The following is an 18,641-nucleotide window of genomic DNA, read 5'->3' as shown; positions in this document are numbered from 1 at the left end:
GCAAATTCTTAGTGTAAGCTCTACTTACTATGAGAGAAAAAATTAGCAGGGTTAACAATATCAAAGCGAACTGACCTCAAAATTTAGGTGCACAATTTGTCTCCTTAAATATTAAAAAATATTAAAACAAAAAGCTAGTCGATCGCCCGAAAAGTTATTTTGACCGCCTCAAGCGCTATAATTTGTGAGCATCTTTCGGCTCGATCGCAGCAAGGGGCAAGACCCCTCACCCGGTCAGCGACCGAAAAGCCGAGGATAGATATCAGTCAAGAGAGGAGATTGCAATGGGCGAATTTTTTACACTCGATGTGTTGGCGAACACGATAGCGGCACTCGGCGCTTTGGGTTTTTTCTTTTTGGGATATCAAGCTTTGCAGATGTTGAAAAGATAAAGTATGTCAGAACTGAGATGTTGCACCATTGTCAAGAACGGGCAAGATGCCCGTTCCACAAAGAATGAGTTTTCTTGTGGAACAGGCATCTTGCCTGTTCCTAAACAAGTAATTGAGAATGGTGCAATATCTCAGTCAGAAGTCAGAAGTCAGAAGTCAGAAGGGAAGAAGTCAGAAGGGAAGAAGTCCGATGGAAGTCGTCCGATGGAAGTCGTCCGATGGAAGTCGGAAGAAGGAAAGAAAGAAGAAGGAAAGAAACAACTATTCCGAATACCAAATGCCCTGTTTGGCAAATGCCCAGAAACACCTAATTTACCTGAAAAAGGCTATACAACTGACTCAACAGTGAAACTGTTTCTTGCGAAAATCAACCAAAAAAAGGCTGCGTTATTATCATGGTGAGCCAACTTTTAGATGGACGCTATCAAATCATTGAAGTCATAGAAACAGGAGAATTTGGGCAAACCTATCTGGCCAAAGATATTCGCCGTCCGGGAGAACCGCAGTGCTTTGTCAAGCACCTGCGTCCCGGTACCGCCGAACCAAAATTAATCAATACTACGCGCCGTCTTTTCCAAAAAGAAGCAGAAGTTCTAGAAAAGCTCGGTCAACACGACCAAATTCCTCAGCTATTCGCTTATTTTGAAGAAAACGAAGAATTTTTCTTAGTTGAATCCTTTGTTGCCGGTCACTCGCTATCAACCGAGATTGTACCGGGGAAACCCGTAACCGAAGAAAAAATGATTCCTTTGCTAAAGGAACTGTTAGAAATTTTAGTATTTGTACACGGACATGGAGTAATTCACCGAGATATTAAACCAGCGAATTTAATCCGCCGCTATTCAGACAACAAGTTAGTTTTGATCGACTTTGGCTCGGTGAAAGAAATTCACATCGCTCAAAGACAAGCGCCGGTAACTGTGCGGATTGGAACGCTGGAATATATGCCGATCGAACAATTTCAATACAACCCGCAACTCAACAGCGATATCTACGCTTTGGGAATGATTGGCATCCAAGCAATGACGGGTTTGCCGGCTTACGATTTGCCTAAACTGCGGGATTTGAAAAATTCTAATAAAGGCGAAATTGTTTGGCGTCATTTAGCCGCGTGTTCTCAAGCGCTGGCAGATGTTTTGGACAATATGGTGCGCTACGATTTTCGGGAAAGGTATCAGTCGGCGACGGAAGCTTTAGCCGATTTGAGGAAAATTGGCGATCGATCGCGGGCGCGGATTCCCAAGCTCACAATATATCGCGAAGAAGTCGATCGGCGCAGCAGCAGCCGCGGTGACATTACACTCGTCGGTCGTAGAATATTAGAAGAATTGCGCGTCAGTTTGGAATTGCTGCCAGAAGAAGCAGAGGCGATCGAAGATGAGGTATTGAACCCTTACCGCAAATACAGGGAAAAAGGCGAACGCTACGAAAAATCACTGCAAGAAGCAATGCAGCAAGAATATCCCTTTACTTTGGAAACTCGCGAGGAGTTAAAACGCTTGCAGCAAGTTTTAGGACTTACCGACGAAGATGCGGCGAGAATCGAAGAGTTAGTCGTTCCTAAATCTTTATTCTCCAAATTGTACAAGGCGATCTCCACAGTTTTGGAGGGACACCGCAACCCCAATGGGCCACCAGCCAGCAGCGCCGCTGAACTCGGTTTGCAGGCAAGTCCGGCGGTATCCCCGCAGCTAAATCTGAACGGAAAAACCGATTTGTCGTTAGCGCAGCCCGCCCCTACGGGGGCTACGCCAACGCAGAGGATCGCCAGCACAGCAGCGATTGTCCCCAAAGAAACTCGCAAATTCAATCCTTATCTCGCCGGAGCAACAATTGCGGCTATCCTAGCTGCGATCGGCGGAATTTACGGATATCTCAAGTGGCAAGACTGGCAGCAGCGAGTGCAGCAAGAATCCCAACAGCTCAATCAAATTGAAGCTCTTTATACAGCCAGCAATTATGAAGGCTGTATCAGCCAAATACCAACAATTGCCAACACTTCCACCAGCTATGGGTCAGCTCAAAACTTAGAGGAAAAGTGCCAAGCAGGTCTGCGGTGGAAAAACGCTAAAGTCAAAAATTTCGCTCAGCATTCAGATGCCGTTGGGTCTGTTGCTTTCAGTCCAGACGGCTTAATGTTAGCCAGCGGTTCAAAAGACAAAACCATCCAAATTTGGGATTTAGCTACAGGCAAATCGATCCGCACTTTTCCAGGAGATTCCTCCACCATTTGGTCGGTTGCTTTTGACTCAAACGGTACGAGACTTGCGACTGGAACCGGTTCTTGGAGAGTCATGCTGTGGGATTTGAAAACAGGGCAAGTAATTCCCAGTCTCGACCACACTGCTTCTGTTTGGTCTGTCGCTGTTAGCCCCGACGGACAACTGATTGCTAGCGGCAGCGGAGACAAAACCACGAAGATTTTGGATGCAAGAAATGGCAGTTTGATTTATAATTTGCCAGACCATACAGATTTTGTTTATTCTGTTGCTTTCACTCCCGATGGCAAAAGTTTGGTTAGCGCTTCTAAGGATAAAAAAATTACAATTGTTGATGTAGCAACTGGAAAGTTGCTCAAAACTCTTGAAGGACACGGCGACCCGGTGAGGTCGGTTGCTGTTAGCCCGGACGGCAAGACAATAGTTAGCGGTTCCTACGATGAAAGTATTAAAATCTGGAATCTCGAAACAGGAGATTTAATTCGCTCGCTCAAGGGACATTCTGACGATATTGTCTCGGTTGCTATCAGCCCGGATGGGAAATTTATTGCGAGCGGGAGCAAGGATAAAACTATTAAAATTTGGGATTTGGCTACCGGAGAATTGCTGAATACTTTGACGGGACATACCGATGAGGTTTATGTGGTCAGTTTTAGTCCTGACGGCAAAACTATTGCTAGCGGTTCTAAAGACAATACTATTAAGTTGTGGCTGAGGTAATTGGTTTCCTGTCATTTAAACCACTAACGAGGCCTGTAGGGTGCCACGGGTAGAACACTTACGCTTACAAGGGAAACGAGAAAGGAGCCGTGGCACCCTACAAGACTTTGGGAAAGTACCAATAAGGCGTTTCTAGTTCGTCATCATTTGGATAATTTTCAGTTGAATAGACCTCTTGTAAAAATAACTAGGACGGGCAAGATTCCCATCCCACAAAAATTTTTTTTCTTGTGGAATGGGCATCTTGCCCGTTCCAGAATTTGATTAAAAGGATTTTTGCAAGAGGTCTAATCTAAAATCGAATGATTATTGATATTGACCGCTGATTTCGTAAACGATCGCGCCCAAAGATGCCAAACTAGCTAGAATCAGCATCCCGGCCGGCATGAACTTGCGAGTTTTTACAAGCCGTAAAATAAAAACTACTACTAAAACAGCGGAGATGGCTGCTGCTAATGTTAAACCCCAAGTTTGTCCCATGAGTTGTGCGGTGCCGGCAAAAATTAGCAGCGAACCGCTAATCAGGCCAGAAATGAGCGAGGCTTGGCTTTTGGCCTTGATGTAACCCATGATGCCACCAACGAGTGTTAAAATGCCGTAGCCGATCGCCGCTGCTGTACCTAAATTCATTTTTAATCCTCAAATTTTCACTCTTTGCACCTAAATTTATACAGCGAGACCTGCAATTCCGGTCACAAATTGTTAGAAAATTTATTAAACCCAGTCAGAATATCTAACTGTTATACAATTGCCATTATGTCAGCCCTAACTTCTAGTGCGATCGCCCAAATCCGTTACCTCCAGCGCCTCGCAGCATCCCTGCTGCTGTATCAATCGGTTCTCAAAAGCCCCGCAGGTCAAGCTTTTCTCGATTTGCTGCAAGCTCTCCACCACAGCGAAGTCAGCGGTTTGGACTGTCAGGTAGCTTACGGGAACTGGTTCAAAGTTCAGGCTGCTAAAAATCAGAGCTGGAAAGATTCTCTGATTTGGGAAATTCTCAAAGACGAAAACCCTTTTTCTCGCCGAGCTCAGCAAACAGATTTTGCGAGTTTGCCCCCCGCTTTGGTGGAGGCCGCCCGACATGATTTACAAGTGCTGCAAAATATTTACGAATGCAGCAGCGATGAGTTGAGCAAGTGGGTGCGGGTAGCGGGTCAACTTGTCACTGTGCCTCCGATTTGGCATTCAGAAAGTGAAGCAGAACACGGGGATTTGCCGCTGCACGGGAAATTGGAAAAATGGTCTAGCGCTGCGGAATCTTTGGCAGTTTATTACCGACAGTTTGGCACGGGTTTGTTTGCCGAATATCGCGCTTTTGGGTGGCGGGGAGGGCAGTTGGCGAGTATTTCGCATCCCGATCGCATAAATTTGAAAGAGTTGGTTTGCTGCGATTGGCAGCGGGATGCTCTGGTGAAAAATACGGAGTTTTTGCTGGCAGGCTATCCGGCTTTGCACGTCTTGCTGTACGGGAGCCGCGGTTCGGGGAAGTCTTCTTTGGTGAAGTCGCTGTTAAATGAATTTAGCGATCGCAATCTGCGCTTGATTGAAGTATCTAAATCTGATTTGCAAGATTTGCCGCTAATTGTCGAACAGTTGCGGGGAGTTCCTCAAAAGTTTATTATTTTTGTGGATGACCTGTCTTTTGAGGAAGATGATGAGGCTTTTAAATCCTTGAAAGTGGTTTTAGAGGGAAATGTCACCGCCCGACCTCAAAATGTAGTTGTTTACGCCACATCCAACAGGCGGCATTTAATTCGAGAGTTTTTTGACGACAGGCCCCGCCCCCGCGACGGGGATGAAGTTCACGCTTGGGATACTGTGCAGGAAAAACTTTCATTTAGCGATCGGTTTGGCTTGACTTTAACTTTTGAACCGGCAGATCAAAACACTTATTTAAAAATTGTCAGACATCTGGCAGAACTTGCTGGAATCAAACTCGCTGCTGAGGATTTGGAGCACCGCGCTAAAGAATGGGCAACTCGCCGTAACGGGCGATCGGGCAGGACTGCGCGGCAGTTTGTTGATTTCCTGAAAGCAGATTTAGCCCTGTTTGACAAGTAGATCGGCTGCGATGGAGGGCGGGTTTTAGCTGAGATGTTACATCCTTCTCAATAAGTTTTTTATGAACAGGCAAGATGCCTGTTCCACAAGAAAATTCACTCTTTGTGGAACAGGCCGGAAAGCCTGTTGCTTACAATGGTGCAAGATGCCTGTTTGAGCCGAGATATGGGAAGGCAATTCAGGATAGGAATCAACCCGCCCTTACAGCAACCAAGGGCGAAATAAAAATTCTTAATTTTTTCATAATTTTATTGATAACAAATAACTAACAAGATTTGATATAATTGTCGAAATTTCCAAAGAAACCTCCCGAGCCAGAACCCATCCTGACTCCATGAATCCACTACTAAATAATGAGGAAAATATCATGGGTTTATTTGATAAAGTATCGCGTACTCGCCAACAAACCGACGTAGTGTTAGGGCCTGCCGAAGCATTTGCGGCGATCGCGCTAATTGCCGTAGCAGCCGACGGTTACATCAATGACAGCGAAAGTAAAGCGATTAGCATGACGCTATCTCGGATGCAACTGTTCCGCAGCTATCCCGATGACGTGATGAGAAAAATGCTCGATCGCCTGCTGATGATTCTGCAACGGCAAGGAGTTGAGGTACTGTTTAATGCGGCTTTGGCAACGCTTCCCGACGAACTTAAAGAAACAGTTTTTGCTGTGACAACTGATATCGCTTTAGCAGATGGCGAGGTTTCAGAAGAAGAAGAACAACTGTTGAACGATCTTTACGCTGCATTGGAGATTTCCGAAGAAGTTGCCCTCAAGATTATAGACGTGATGTTGATTAAAAACAAAGGTTAAAAAATTAGCGCGAGGGAAAGAGTTATGAGTTTTGAATTAAATCAAAACAATATTTTGAATTCAAAACTCATAACAGTCCTAGAGGCTTTCCCACACTCAGACAAAAAAACCGATTTCTGCGTCCAAGACTGTCAAAACTCAAAACGGCTTTAAATGCCTTTTACTTACACCCGCACTGTTCGCTTTCAAGATACCGATGCTGCCGGAGTCGTTTACTTTGCTAACGTTTTGGCGATGTGCCACGAAGCTTACGAGGCATCTCTAGCAGCATCGGGAATCAATCTCAAAGCCTTTTTCAGCAATCCCGAGGTTGCCTTTCCCATAATTCATGCTAGTGTAGATTTTTATCGCCCCATGTTTGCGGGCGATCGGCTGATGATTCAATTAACACCCAAACAAGTTACTGGCGATGAATTTGAAATTGCCTATCAAGTATTTTTGGCGGCGGGGGAACTTGCAGGAAAAAGCGCTGCTAAAGCTCTGACTAAGCACGTCTCCATCAATGCAGTTAGCCGAAATAGAAAACAGCTATCTGAAGACTTGATGCAGTGGATGAGGAAATTTGAGATTGAGATTTCAGATTAGTTTTATCTTTAAATAATAGCAGGGAATGACCGTCAAATTTCTGTGTTGTTGATAATTATTTCTGAGTTTTTGATATTATGTCAAATCGCAATTATGCCATTGTCGGCACGGGAGCTTTAGGCGGATTTTACGGTGCTAGACTGCAACAAGCAGGTTTAGAAGTCAATTTTTTGCTGCGCAGCGATTACGATCGCGTCAAAAAACACGGTTTGATTGTCGAGTCTCCCGAAGGCGACTTCACCCTCCCCCACGTCCGCGCCTACCGCGACGCGCACAAAATGCCTCAGTGCGACGTAGTAATTGTAGCGCTGAAAACAACTCAAAATCACTTGTTGCCCAAAATTTTGCCTCATTTATTAAAGGATAACGGCGCGGTTTTAGTATTGCAAAATGGATTGAATACAGAACCGGAAGTAGCTAAAATTGTCGGTGCAGAACGAGTGGTTGGCGGCCTGTGTTTTCTCTGTTCTTATAAAGTTGGGCCCGGTCACATCTGCCACCTAGATTACGGCAATATCACGCTAGGAGAATATGCCCAAGACTACAAAGCAATGGGTATTACTAATAGAATGCACCAAATTACTGGGGATTTTAAACTTGCTCATATCCCTATTAAAATGAGCGAAGATTTGCTGTTATCAAGGTGGAAAAAGCTGGTTTGGAATATTCCTTATAACGGGCTGTCTGTAGTGTTGGATGCGAGAACTGACCAACTGATGGCTAATCCCGATACTCTGATTTTAGTTGAGGAAATCATGGGGGAAGTGATAGCGGGAGCCAAAAGTTGCGATCGCATTATTCCCGATGACTTTATCCCACAGATGCTCGAATACACTCAGAAAATGAAGCCTTACCGCACGAGCATGAAAATCGATTACGATGAATCGCGTCCGCTAGAAGTTGAGGCAATTTTTGGTAATCCGATAAGGGTGGCTGAACAAGCAGGTATTAAGCTGCCCCAAATAGAGGTACTTTACCGAATGTTGAAGTTTGTGGATGTTCAAAAACAAGAAGCAGAGAGGAGGAGAAGGCTGTTAGGTTTGTCGTAATTGGGAATTGGGCGGGGCCGGGTTTGTGAGATTTCTCACTGGTGTTGTAGATATTAGACCTCTTGCAAAAATAATTAGGACGGGCAAGATGCCCATCCCACAAGAAAAAATAACTCTTGTGGGATGGGCCGGAGAGCCCGTCAAATCCGCTCAATACTATCGATTCACCGGGGATGACACGATCGCAATTTTTTGCAATTGTTCTCGATTGACTTTGCCTTGAGAATTGCGCGGCAATTGTTCCGCAAAAATCCAATGTTTAGGACGCTTAAACTTGCTCAACTTATCTTCTATTGCCGCTTGCAGATTTTTGACAGTAACTTCGGAATTAGCGGGAACGTAGATAGCCGTAACGACTTGACCCCAATTTTTGTCTGGCAAGCCAATTACAGCAATATCCGCAACTAAATTAGTCGATCGCACAACGGCTTCAACTTCCGCCGGAAATACATTTTCTCCGCCTGTGATAATTTTGTCGCTGCTGCGTCCGACGATATTTAAGCAGTTATTTTTATCAAAAAATCCCACATCGTCTAATTGGAAATATTCGCGATCGCCAAATTGTTCAGGATAATAACCCAACGCCAAAGATTTAGCATTTACCGCAATATTTCCTATTTGATTATCGCACAAAATCTCGCCTTTGGCACTGCGAATAGTTATTTTAGCATGGGGTAAAGTTTGACCGGAACTGTTATTGCCCGCGAGAAAATCTTCGGGTTTTAGTGTAGCAATTTGCGAGGCAGTTTCTGTCATGCCGTAACTGGGCGCTAATTTGATTTGATCGTTTCTAGCTGTTTCTAAAAGTTCCGGCCAAGCGGGAGCACCACCCAAAAGTACGGCACGAAACCGTCCCAGCCAATTAGCTGTATCTGGGTTTTGCAGCAGCCGTTGCAGTTGAGTTGGAACTAAGGAAATGAAAAATTCTTCGGGTTCGATATCGCATTTTTTACCATTTTCTAATTCTTTAAATGGCTGAATTGCCAGTTGTCCGCCGCTATTAAACGATCGCATAAATTGCATTAAACCGCTGACGTGGTATAAGGGTAAAACGCAGAACGAGTTAATTTTGTCAACTTGAAAATATTGTTGAAAACCTTGTACTGATGCCGTTAGTGTTTCCCAAGTGTGGATGGCAAAACGAATTTTTCCTGAAGAACCGCCGGTGGGAATCATTATCGTATCAAAACCGTTTTTAGCCGGCGAATGGAATTCGGGCGAATGGAATTCGCGGCTATACAAACGAAGTCCGCCTTCGCGGACTGGGATATGGGGATTGTTGGGAAGCGGGTATTGTCCTAAAAATATGTCGGGTTGGACTAAATCAAAGACTTGTTCCCATTCCGATTTTACCCAGTTGGGATTGCAGAGAAAAATGGGGCATTTGGCGGCGCGGGCGGCGGTGAAACTGGCAAGAAATTGCACGGGTTCTGGTTCTGCGATGCAAATCTTTGGGGGTGTTTTCTGTGCTTGATTTTGGGTGATTTCTTGAAATAGCCGATCGACAATTCGGGCAAATTCGCGACTGTCACAACCGATAAGCCAATTATCAGGCAAGCCAGACGCGATATCCAGAATATTTGTTGTTAAATTTGCTGTCATAGATGCTTTTACCAAGTTTCTTGATTATCGTCGAACCAGTCATTAGTACCGAACCCTAATGCTCTAGAATTAGGAGACAATTCTCTTGCTAAATTCAATGCTGCTTGTCTGCCTATTTGAGTTTCAAATACGGATGAGAAAACAGCGTCTATATTGTGAGTTTGACAAAATTTCCGCAGTTGGGATGGAGAACCGCAGATCGCAGGTTTAATGACGAAAATGCCCCGCCAGCCTTGGCTGTAGCACTCTTGGATGCGATCGAGGTTGGCGGCAGATTCATCAAGGGCGATCGGAGTTTTGTAAACAGCACTCAATGCTAGCATTTCCTCAAATTGTGTGACAGATAACGGCTGTTCTAAAAATTCAATCTTTACGGAAAAGTCAGGAATTTCTAAAACATTGTCGCAAGCTTCCAGCCATGTTTTAGCCTGCGAGTAACTGAGTCCCCCGTTGGCGTCTAACCGCAAAAATGCTTTTTCGCGATCGCACAAATTGTCTATTGCTTTTACTAACTGCTGAAAAATCTTTAATTCTTGTTCAATTGCAGCAACACCAATTTTCCATTTAAACGTTCGATATCCCTCTAGCCAAAGCACTTGCAAAGCCGACAAAGCCGCTTCTCCTGCTGGCAACAAACCGCTGAACCGACTCAGCGTTTTCTCGCCTTCGCAAGGGTAAATTAAATTTCCGATTTGCTCCCCCCCTTGGCAAGGGGGGGCTGGGGGGGGTGAATTTGTCTCATTTGATAGTGCCGACTCAAAGCCAAATTGACAAGCGGGTAATTCAGCGGAAATAGCGAAAATCATCTCTTCTGAAAGATTAGCCGGCAGCGAGTTACAAAAATCTAAAGCTTGCTCAAAACTTTCGGAACCAAACCAACTCAAAGGAGCAATTTCTCCCCAACCAATTCGATTATTTTCGCCCACAAGTCGCAGGATAATTCCTTCGCGAATATCCCAGATTCCGTGACTTGTTCGCAATGGACGCTTAAATTTTCGCTGATAAGTGCGAAACTCGAATTGATAAAGCATTAGTTTTTTAGTTAATCATAAAATTGTCTCACAAGTGCGACAAACGTATCAATATTTTCAAAATGAATATTGTGACCAGTTGTTGGTACAATTTCCAGACTAGCGGCAGGACACAATTTGGCAATTTCGGTATTTATAGTTGTAAATTTATCATCATATTCTCCAGCTAGCAAGAGGATGGGGATTTGATTTTGTGGGAGTTTTTCCCAGAGAGAGGGCTGGTTGCCGGTTCCCATGTTGCGGAGCGATTTGGCTAATTCTAAAAGATTGTTTGCTAAGCGGGTTTCTATGAGTTTGTCGAAATTAGGAGAATTTTTTAAAGATTTGAATAAAGGGCGATCGTACCAGTTTAATAAAAAATCTTTAATGTTGCTATTTTCCAGCTTTTGTGCTAACTGTAAATCGGCTTCCCGGCGGTGCGATCGCTCTTTTTCTGTCTTCAATCCCGGAGAAGCTGACTCTAACACTACTTTCTCGAATCTTTCAGGAAAATGTAATGTAATGTAAAGTGCCAATCGCCCGCCCATTGAATAGCCCAACAACAAACATTTGTCTATTTGTAGATCGTCTAATAACTGTATCAATGCTTGGGCGGTATTTGGCATATTGTAGCAACTTTCGTCGCCGCTGACTTGGGTTTTTCCGTGACCGGGAAGGTCAACTGCTAAGCAGCAATAACTGTTAGAAAGTAAGGGAATGACCCTGCTAAAGTCTTGACTCTTGCCAGTGAATCCGTGCAAAAATAAAATTAAGGGCTGATTTCTGTTACCAGTTAAGGAATAGTAAAATTGATAATTTTTAAATATCTCCATATACAATTATTACTATAATTGCCGTATTTACTGAAATCTAATTTCCGCATCGCCAACAGAGATAACTGCCTGAAAACGAGTGAGAAAGTCCATACCGAGAAGACCATCTATACGAACATTTGGCGGTATATCGTGGGCAAATACGTCAAAATTTTCTATTAGTTGACCCACGCAATTAAACCAAGATACATTAATTACAGGAACATAGATTCTTCCTTGACCTGTAAAGATTTCTTGCCTGCGGAGAGGATTGCGCGTATCGTAACCCAAATCCTCTAATGTTTTAACTGGCAATATTGTGTAGCTGGCTCCCGTATCCACCAATAAACGCACCCGATACTCAGTAGCCTCACCATTATTTCCACCAATGGTTGCTTGTACCGCGAGCAAATTTAGTCCGTGACGCAACAAGCGATAAGCTTTTTGATAATCTGGCATTTTTGTTACAACATAGCTGCTAAGTCTTCAGGGATAGGGCCAGTGTATTCTATTGCCACCGCTTTTCCCTTCCTTGACAAAGCATTATTGTAAAGCAAATCGCGCTCCGGTGAGTGTGCTAAAACTTCACCTCTAATTACATTCAAATCCTCATCCAGTTCAGTGTAAGCAATTAGCACCCACTCGCTAGGATATAAGTGGATGATTTCTTCTAGGCTGAGGATTTTGTCAATTTCTACTTGCGTACTCATGCTTTGATTCTCCTTTTTTACGATTCAATGTGAGGTACGGATTGCTAAATTAAACAAGATTTTGAGAAGTTACTCAACTCTGCCAACTCCCTCAACTTAGCAAACCATACCTCCATTTTACCGGAATTCCCGATCGCCCGATCTACAAAACAAACCCCAACGCCAGCAGCAATCCGCTCGAAAAATGCAGCGTGACTGCGATAAACTTAGAGTTGCTGACCTTTCCCGGTTGGTCGTGATAGTCTGTGACATGGCGGCAAAGGTCGATCGCAAATGGCAAACTCCCAAAAATCAACAGCGTCCAAATTGGGAACATTCCCAAAGCCACAAATAGCACAGTCAAAGCATAAACGCTGCCGCACAACCACTGCAACAACTGAGCACCTTTTTTCGTACCGAGTCGAACAATTGGCGATTTTTTCCCCGCCGCTAAATCGTCCTCAACTTGATGAAAGTGAGAACAAAATAAGATGATACTCGTAGTAATTCCCACGATTGCCGAAGCCGCAAAATTAGTGGCAGACCAAGTTTGAGTCTGACTGTAATAAGCAGCAGCGAAGGCTAGCGGCCCAAAGGTGAAAAAGCAGATGATTTCCCCTAAACCCTGATAGCCAAGACGAAAAGGCGGCCCCTGATAAGTGTAGCCAAGGGCGCAACACAAAACTACCAGCAAAATTACTGTTGGGTCTTTTTGCCACCAGCTTATGGCGCAGATTCCCGACACTCCAATTGCTAAAAACAGATTTGCCAGCCAGAAAATTAAAGCTTTATTTCCGGTTAAGTTAACTAGAGAATGCGCTTTGTTTTTATCGATGCCTGTTTCCGAGTCAAAGACATCATTGCTGAGATTCAGCCATGCTATAATCAAAATGGCTGAAATTAAAAATGTCGAAAAAATGGACGAATTAATCGTTTGAGTTTCGGCAAAAGCAATTGCAGTTCCTACTGAAATAGGAATCACCGCAACGCTGTACATGGGCGGCTTGATTGCCGCCAGCCACAATTTACTATTTGGACGTTCAATTAACTTTGTTGTCATCACACAAACTTGATTCAATTGATAGCAGCTTAGTAATTTTACAATTTTATTGGTGAAGAAATTCTACTCTGTATCGGGTTGAGTGCGCGGGGGGCATCCGTTGAGACGCTTTGCGGGCGATCGCGCGCCCGGTAATGCCCGCCTGCAAACCTCTGCGGGGTCGATCGCATGAGAGTCGAGATTTAGCCGCTCAATCTTAAAGTTTTATGTCTAAATGTTTCGATCGATCGCGCAATCGTCTGTTTTCGGCCCGCCGCTGAGCCCAAACTTTCCGGGAAACTCGAAAGGTCATGTTTTGCGATCGCCCTCCCGTGCTTAGATCGAAATAGGGGTTCTAGCGGGACAAAACCGCACTCTTTCTGACAAATCTGCTATTCTCGCTTTCATGACAGTAATACCGCACCGCGCTAATCTTTTACAAGACCGCAATCAACTGCATCAGTTTCTGTTAGATTGCCAGCAGTCTTTAACCGAAAAAGATCAAACAAAGATAGTTAGTATTTCTCAGGAGATTGCCCCCGTCGATCCGCTAGTTGTACTTCAAGAGATTTCCGAACCTTGCCAGCGGCACTTTTACTTTGAAAAAAGAGACCCGATTTCCGGCAACAGTTTTGCGATCGCCGCCCTAGATTCGGCAATCCATCTAACAGTAGCCGGAAGCGATCGATTTACCCTCGCTCAAAATTTTATTCAATCTTGTCTGGCCCGAACAATTACCATCGGTACAGAACGCTTGCCCTTCAGCGGGCCGCACTTTTTTTGTAGCTTTGCTTTTTTCGATGAGAATGTCGCCACCCATTCTTACTTTCCCCCTGGCACTGTATTTTTACCAAAATGGCAGATTACTCGCCTGAAAGATAGCTGCACAATTGTGGCAAATGCCATCATCAACCGAGATATAAATGTTAAGCTTATTACTGACAATATTTTGAAAAATCTTGATAAGATTGCGTCTTCCACCTACAAAAAAATAACTTCGATCGGCAACAGTTCGATATTTTTAAAACAAATCCCTGTGAATGATGCTGCTCAATTTAAAACATCGGTCAACTCGGCCTTAGAATTGATCCACTCTCAATATTTCAGTAAGATTGTTTTGTCCCAAGCAATAAATGTCATTTCCCAAACCCCTTTTAGTTTAATAGACTCCTTAAATAACTTGCGCCTTACTTATCCCGGTTGCTACGTATTTTCTACCAGTAACGGCCAAGGTCAAAATTTTATCGGCGCCAGTCCAGAACGCTTAATCAGCATTCACAAAAATGAGTTAGTAACAGATGCTTTAGCCGGTTCGGCACCGAGGGGGAAAAATGAAGCGGAAGATGCGAATTTAGGCAAAGGTTTACTCAACAGCGAAAAGGATATTCGAGAACATCGAGTTGTAATTGATTTTATAGTCGATCGCCTGTCGAGTCTCGGTATCAATCCCGACTTTTCCCCGGTTCCCAGGCTGCTGCAACTGTCAAACATTCAGCACTTGTGGACACCCATAAGGGCTAGAATTCCCCGTGATATTCATTTATTAAAGATTTTAGCTCAACTGCATCCAACGCCAGCGGTGGCGGGGGTACCGAGAGATATTGCCCTACAGCAAATACGCGGCTGCGAAAGCTGCGATCGCTCTCTGTATGCAGCACCCCTCGGCTGGATCGATAGCAGCGGCAACGGCGAATTTGCCGTGGGAATTCGATCGGCTTTAATCGATGGCGATCGGGCTATACTTTATGCTGGTGCTGGTATTGTCGCGGGTTCGGAACCAGAGAAAGAACTAGCAGAAATTCAGCTCAAATTGCAGGCACTTTTAAATGCTTTAGTTTAATTCAGCTAATAGACCTCTTGCAAAAATAATTAGGACGGGCAAGATGCCCGTCCCACAAGAGTTATTTTTTCTTGTGGGATGGGCCGGAGAGCCCGTCCCATCAATTGATGAAAGGATTTTTGCAAGAGGTCTAATTTTAATCCGAACCCAGAAACCGGGTTTTTTACGAAAAGACGCATTCTAGCCTGAATATTCCGTAAAAACCCGGTTTCTTTGGTTGGAATGCGTAAGTCATGTTAATAGACCTCTTGCAAAAATAACTAGGACGGGCAAGATGCCCATCCCACAAATTTTTTTTTCTTGTGGAATGGGCATCTTGCCCGTTCCAGAATTTGATTAAAAGGATTTTTGCAAGAGGTCTAATGTTTAATTTTCACTTCCTCAAAATGTTCTACTATGGGAAAAGGATCGTAAAAATGGTGAAGCATTCTTTTCCACTCTTGATATTCAGCAGAATTCCTAAATCTAATTGTATGAGCTTCTAAATTTTCCCATCTCACCAATAATAGATATTTTCCTTGAACTTCTGTGCAGCGATGAAGTTCGTGAGATAAATATCCATCTATAGACGATATCAGACTGGAGGCTTCTCTAAAAGCTATCTCAAAATCCCCCTCACAGCCAGATTTGACATTCAGCACAACCGCCTCAAGAATCATAAAAATGTATCCTGACAATTATTTGGGTATAATATCGTAGCACAATACAGAGTTGAGCTACTGAGATTTAGCAATGCCAATAGATTTTCGCAACACAAATACCGTCTGGGCTTCCGTATTAGCAGAGACATTGCAACGACTGGGATTAACTACTGCCGTGATTTGTCCCGGTTCGCGATCGGCGCCGCTAACAATAGCTTTTGCTCAAAACAAAAAAATAGAAACTATTCCCATACTCGACGAACGTTCAGCCAGCTTTTTTGCATTAGGAACCGCCAAAAAATCCTATTTGCCAACCGCACTAATTTGCACATCGGGAACCGCCGCAGCCAACTTTTATCCGGCGATAATAGAAGCCAGAGAAAGTCGAATTCCCCTGCTAATATTCACCGCCGATCGACCTCCCGAACTGCGGGACTGTCACGCCGGACAAGCGATCGACCAAGTTAAAATATACGGCAATTATCCCAACTGGCAAGCCGAATTAGCGATACCTTCTGCGTCCAGAGGAATGCTAGACTATCTGCGGCAGACGATCGTGTATGCTTGGGAGCGATCGCAATTTCCAACACCAGGCCCCGTCCACCTCAACATCCCCTTTCGCGACCCGCTTGTACCCGTTCCAGACATAGCCGTAGAAGCTTTAGAAACAGAATTTAATCCCGAAGATTTCTTTGCAGGATTAGAAGCAATTTTCGCAGAAGAAAGCTCTACCCGCCCCAGCCTCCCCTTGTTAAGGGGGGCAGAAGAAAGTACCATGCAACAATGGCAAAAGTGCAGCAAAGGGATAATTATTGCAGGCGTTTCCCAGCCTCAATTTGCCGAAAAATACTGTAGTGCGATCGCCCAAATTTCCCAATTATTAAACTGGCCAGTTTTAGCAGAAGGACTATCCCCAGTCAGAAACTACGCCCAACTAAACCCCCATCTAATTTCCACCTACGATTTAATCCTGCGAAACCGCGAACTAGCAGATAAATTAACCCCAGAAATCGCCATTCAAATCGGAGACTTACCCACAAGCAAAGAACTGCGAAACTGGCTAGACAAAACCCAACCCAAACGCTACATAATCGACCCCAGCCACCACAACTTCGATCCCCTACACGGCAAAACAATTCACCTACGAACCTCCGTAGAACATCTCGCAACTAATCTCGCAACTATATTAACTCTTGTCCCCCCCCTTATTAAGGGGGGGTTAGGGGGGGATCTAGCCCCTGCTACCACTAATATCTCCCCTCAAATCCCCCCCCTAAACAAGGGCGAGTCAACTCAAATCCCCCCCCTTAGCAAGGGGGGGTTAGGGGGGGTTCCAACCTCTCCATCACACGAATACCTCCAACTTTGGCGCAACACCGAAATCCAAGTCAGAGAAACAATAGACCAAAAAATATCAGAAATTAACAACATAATCGAACCCAAAGTTTCCTGGGTGCTTTCCCAAATTTTGCCGCCAGCAACACCGATATTTATTGCCAACAGTATGCCCGTCCGAGATGTAGAGTTTTTCTGGAAGCCAAACAACTTAGAAATCAAACCGTTTTTCAATCGCGGAGCTAACGGTATAGACGGCACATTATCAACAGCTTTGGGAGTTGCTCACCGCAATCAAAGCAGCATCATGCTAACAGGCGATTTAACACTTTTGCACGATACAAACGGTTTTTTAATTAAAAATAAATTTGTCGGTCATTTGACAATCATATTAATTAATAACGACGGCGGCGGGATTTTTGAAATGTTGCCAGTTGCCAAATTTGACCCGCCCTTTGAAGAGTTTTTTGCCACGCCGCAGCATATCAATTTTGCTCAGTTGTGTGCAACTTACGGCGCGGAACACGAGGTAATTGACGATTGGCAACAGTTCAAACAAAAATTAAGTTTTTTGCCAAATAGCGGGATTCGCGTCTTAGAATTGCAAACAGACAGGCGATCGGATGCTAAATGGCGGCAAGACAATCTAAGGATCGCGAATTAAATAACTTACAATTTTAATTGTTATTGTGGGATGGGCGTCCCGCCCGTCCAAAAAGGGCAGGCAAGATGCCCACCCCACAAGCAGAAAATTCACTCTTTGTGGAACAGGCCGGAAAGCCTGTTCTTGGGAATGCAGCAATATCTCAGTTTAAACTGCTGGTTGAGCTAGCAGCGGATCTAACTGTCCATCTGCATCGAGTTTGTGAATGTCATCGCAGCCGCCTACGTGTTGGTTGTTAATGAAAATTTGGGGTACGCTGCGGCGTCCGTTAGCGCGATCGGCCATTGCTTTTCTAGCTGCTTCGTCGCCATCAATTTTGTATTCCGTGAAATTTACGCCTTTCCACCACAGCAAAGTTTTGGCGCGGATGCAGTAGGGACAGGTTTGCCAAGTATAGATTTCCACATTGGCTTTGATGCGATCGGGCTTGCGACCCAAGATGGGATTGAGAAAATCAAGCATTTTCGGTACTGGGGTAAAAATTAAACTGGTTGGGGGATTAAATCATTTTAGCGAAACGCCATCAGTCCCGCGTCCTACCAAAGGTTAGGCTGCTATGGAATTGCCCGCGGCTACCTGTGGCGCTGTGATTCGCGTCACACATTCACTCAACTAGGATCACTTACGTACACCCCAAATAATCACCTTCGGAACCTCCTTAATATCACTGATCTTTTCGGGAAACCAAGGGATTATGAATATATCGAATTCAACCGCACTGCCATGAACGCTTTACAACTCCTCCCCGGCGCTATCTCTGAAATCATCGCTTCTGTAAGCGACACAGGCGTTTTAACTTTAGCCGATCGCTACGGTTTGATGGCCGCCACCTTGGACGAGTCCCTCAATGACGAAGATAGAGGCTGTGTCAACCGCCTGCTGCGGGCAGTGCTCAGAGGCCGGGTGAAAATGGTGAACGAACTTTCAGCAGCAATGTAATCGGGATTTGAAGTTTTGTTCTGAAGGCAAGGTGAGTCAGCGGTAGATAAAGATAGTGGAAACTCAGGCAGGAGTTGAAACAGCGGTAATTTGAATTCGATTTAAAAGTTTTCTCCTCTAACTCAACAACGGTTTTTTTGTCAAAGCAGCCTGTAAAGGCTGCTTTTTTTTTGGACGGCTAATCTGTTATTTCCGTAGGGAAACGGCATTGCCGTGTCCTTGATCTCGTG

The 18,641-nt window shown here is 44.5% G+C and carries 19 protein-coding genes; 10 read left to right on the top strand and 9 right to left on the bottom strand.

Going from position 1 to position 18,641, the window contains the following annotated elements:
* The first annotated feature begins 395 nt into the window (after positions 1-395).
* The gene (locus QUB70_RS10250) at positions 396-794 is read left to right on the top strand and encodes a hypothetical protein (protein ID WP_332980072.1); all 399 of its coding nucleotides are present in this window, start codon (positions 396-398) and stop codon (positions 792-794) included.
* Positions 788-3,331 carry a protein kinase domain-containing protein gene (locus QUB70_RS10245; protein ID WP_332980071.1) on the top strand — a complete coding sequence of 848 codons (2,544 nt, stop codon included), beginning with the start codon at positions 788-790 and terminating at the stop codon, positions 3,329-3,331. The genes QUB70_RS10250 and QUB70_RS10245 overlap by 7 nt, the downstream gene beginning before the upstream one ends.
* Before the next feature lie 306 nt (positions 3,332-3,637).
* On the opposite strand, the gene QUB70_RS10240 is transcribed toward QUB70_RS10245, so the two are convergent.
* Positions 3,638-3,961, bottom strand: a complete 324-nt coding sequence (locus QUB70_RS10240; RefSeq protein ID WP_332980070.1) for a TMEM14 family protein — start codon at positions 3,959-3,961, stop codon at positions 3,638-3,640.
* A 126-nt stretch (positions 3,962-4,087) separates the two neighbouring features.
* Here QUB70_RS10240 and QUB70_RS10235 point away from each other — a divergent pair, with 126 nt between their 5' ends.
* The 5 genes from QUB70_RS10235 (at position 4,088) to QUB70_RS10215 (ending at position 7,840) form a co-directional block, all read left to right on the top strand.
* Positions 4,088-5,392, top strand: a complete 1,305-nt coding sequence (locus QUB70_RS10235) for an ATP-binding protein (protein WP_332980068.1) — start codon at positions 4,088-4,090, stop codon at positions 5,390-5,392.
* Between the two features lie 74 nt (positions 5,393-5,466).
* Positions 5,467-5,661 carry a hypothetical protein gene (locus QUB70_RS10230; RefSeq protein ID WP_332980067.1) on the top strand — a complete coding sequence of 65 codons (195 nt, stop codon included), beginning with the start codon at positions 5,467-5,469 and terminating at the stop codon, positions 5,659-5,661.
* 98 nt (positions 5,662-5,759) lie between these two features.
* A complete protein-coding gene (locus tag QUB70_RS10225) occupies positions 5,760-6,206 on the top strand; it encodes a tellurite resistance TerB family protein (protein ID WP_332980094.1) in 447 nt (148 codons plus the stop codon).
* A 153-nt stretch (positions 6,207-6,359) separates the two neighbouring features.
* Positions 6,360-6,791, top strand: coding sequence for an acyl-CoA thioesterase (locus QUB70_RS10220; protein ID WP_332980065.1), 432 nt, complete (start codon positions 6,360-6,362; stop codon positions 6,789-6,791).
* Between the two features lie 77 nt (positions 6,792-6,868).
* On the top strand, positions 6,869-7,840 hold the full coding sequence (locus QUB70_RS10215) for a putative 2-dehydropantoate 2-reductase (RefSeq protein WP_332980063.1): 972 nt from the start codon (positions 6,869-6,871) through the stop codon (positions 7,838-7,840).
* A gap of 156 nt (positions 7,841-7,996) precedes the next feature.
* On the opposite strand, the gene QUB70_RS10210 is transcribed toward QUB70_RS10215, so the two are convergent.
* The 6 genes from QUB70_RS10210 to menA form a co-directional block, all read right to left on the bottom strand.
* Positions 7,997-9,442, bottom strand: a complete 1,446-nt coding sequence (locus tag QUB70_RS10210) for a 2-succinylbenzoate--CoA ligase (protein ID WP_332980061.1) — start codon at positions 9,440-9,442, stop codon at positions 7,997-7,999.
* An 8-nt stretch (positions 9,443-9,450) separates the two neighbouring features.
* On the bottom strand, positions 9,451-10,473 hold the full coding sequence (locus QUB70_RS10205; RefSeq protein ID WP_332980060.1) for an o-succinylbenzoate synthase: 1,023 nt from the start codon (positions 10,471-10,473) through the stop codon (positions 9,451-9,453).
* A gap of 11 nt (positions 10,474-10,484) precedes the next feature.
* On the bottom strand, positions 10,485-11,285 hold the full coding sequence (gene menH / locus QUB70_RS10200; protein WP_332980058.1) for a 2-succinyl-6-hydroxy-2,4-cyclohexadiene-1-carboxylate synthase: 801 nt from the start codon (positions 11,283-11,285) through the stop codon (positions 10,485-10,487).
* Positions 11,286-11,312: 27 nt separating this feature from the next.
* Positions 11,313-11,723 (bottom strand): retropepsin-like aspartic protease family protein, encoded by a 411-nt coding sequence (locus QUB70_RS10195; protein WP_332980057.1) that lies wholly within the window; start codon positions 11,721-11,723, stop codon positions 11,313-11,315.
* A gap of 5 nt (positions 11,724-11,728) precedes the next feature.
* Positions 11,729-11,974, bottom strand: a complete 246-nt coding sequence (locus tag QUB70_RS10190) for a hypothetical protein (RefSeq protein WP_332980056.1) — start codon at positions 11,972-11,974, stop codon at positions 11,729-11,731.
* 142 nt (positions 11,975-12,116) lie between these two features.
* Complete coding sequence (gene menA / locus QUB70_RS10185) at positions 12,117-13,013, bottom strand: 2-carboxy-1,4-naphthoquinone phytyltransferase (protein WP_332980054.1); 897 nt, start codon at positions 13,011-13,013, stop codon at positions 12,117-12,119.
* Between the two features lie 385 nt (positions 13,014-13,398).
* Between menA and QUB70_RS10180 the strand changes: the two genes are divergently transcribed.
* Entirely contained in the window at positions 13,399-14,832 is a 1,434-nt protein-coding gene (locus QUB70_RS10180; RefSeq protein ID WP_332980053.1) for an isochorismate synthase, read from the top strand.
* Positions 14,833-15,191: 359 nt separating this feature from the next.
* Here the strand turns inward: QUB70_RS10180 and QUB70_RS10175 are convergent, their stop codons facing one another.
* Positions 15,192-15,491 carry an antibiotic biosynthesis monooxygenase family protein gene (locus QUB70_RS10175; RefSeq protein ID WP_332980051.1) on the bottom strand — a complete coding sequence of 100 codons (300 nt, stop codon included), beginning with the start codon at positions 15,489-15,491 and terminating at the stop codon, positions 15,192-15,194.
* Between the two features lie 73 nt (positions 15,492-15,564).
* Here QUB70_RS10175 and menD point away from each other — a divergent pair, with 73 nt between their 5' ends.
* Positions 15,565-17,472 carry a 2-succinyl-5-enolpyruvyl-6-hydroxy-3-cyclohexene-1-carboxylic-acid synthase gene (gene menD, locus QUB70_RS10170; RefSeq protein ID WP_332980049.1) on the top strand — a complete coding sequence of 636 codons (1,908 nt, stop codon included), beginning with the start codon at positions 15,565-15,567 and terminating at the stop codon, positions 17,470-17,472.
* 147 nt (positions 17,473-17,619) lie between these two features.
* Here the strand turns inward: menD and grxC are convergent, their stop codons facing one another.
* Complete coding sequence (gene grxC / locus QUB70_RS10165) at positions 17,620-17,934, bottom strand: glutaredoxin 3 (protein ID WP_332980048.1); 315 nt, start codon at positions 17,932-17,934, stop codon at positions 17,620-17,622.
* A 261-nt stretch (positions 17,935-18,195) separates the two neighbouring features.
* Here grxC and QUB70_RS10160 point away from each other — a divergent pair, with 261 nt between their 5' ends.
* Positions 18,196-18,411: a hypothetical protein gene (locus QUB70_RS10160; protein WP_332980047.1), complete on the top strand. Its 216-nt coding sequence runs from the start codon at positions 18,196-18,198 to the stop codon at positions 18,409-18,411.
* Positions 18,412-18,641 lie beyond the last annotated feature (230 nt).

The organism is Microcoleus sp. A003_D6 (genome assembly GCF_036702825.1).
In the GTDB taxonomy this organism is placed as follows: Bacteria; Cyanobacteriota; Cyanobacteriia; order Cyanobacteriales; family Microcoleaceae; genus Microcoleus.
This window is presented reverse-complemented; position numbering and strand designations above follow the sequence as displayed.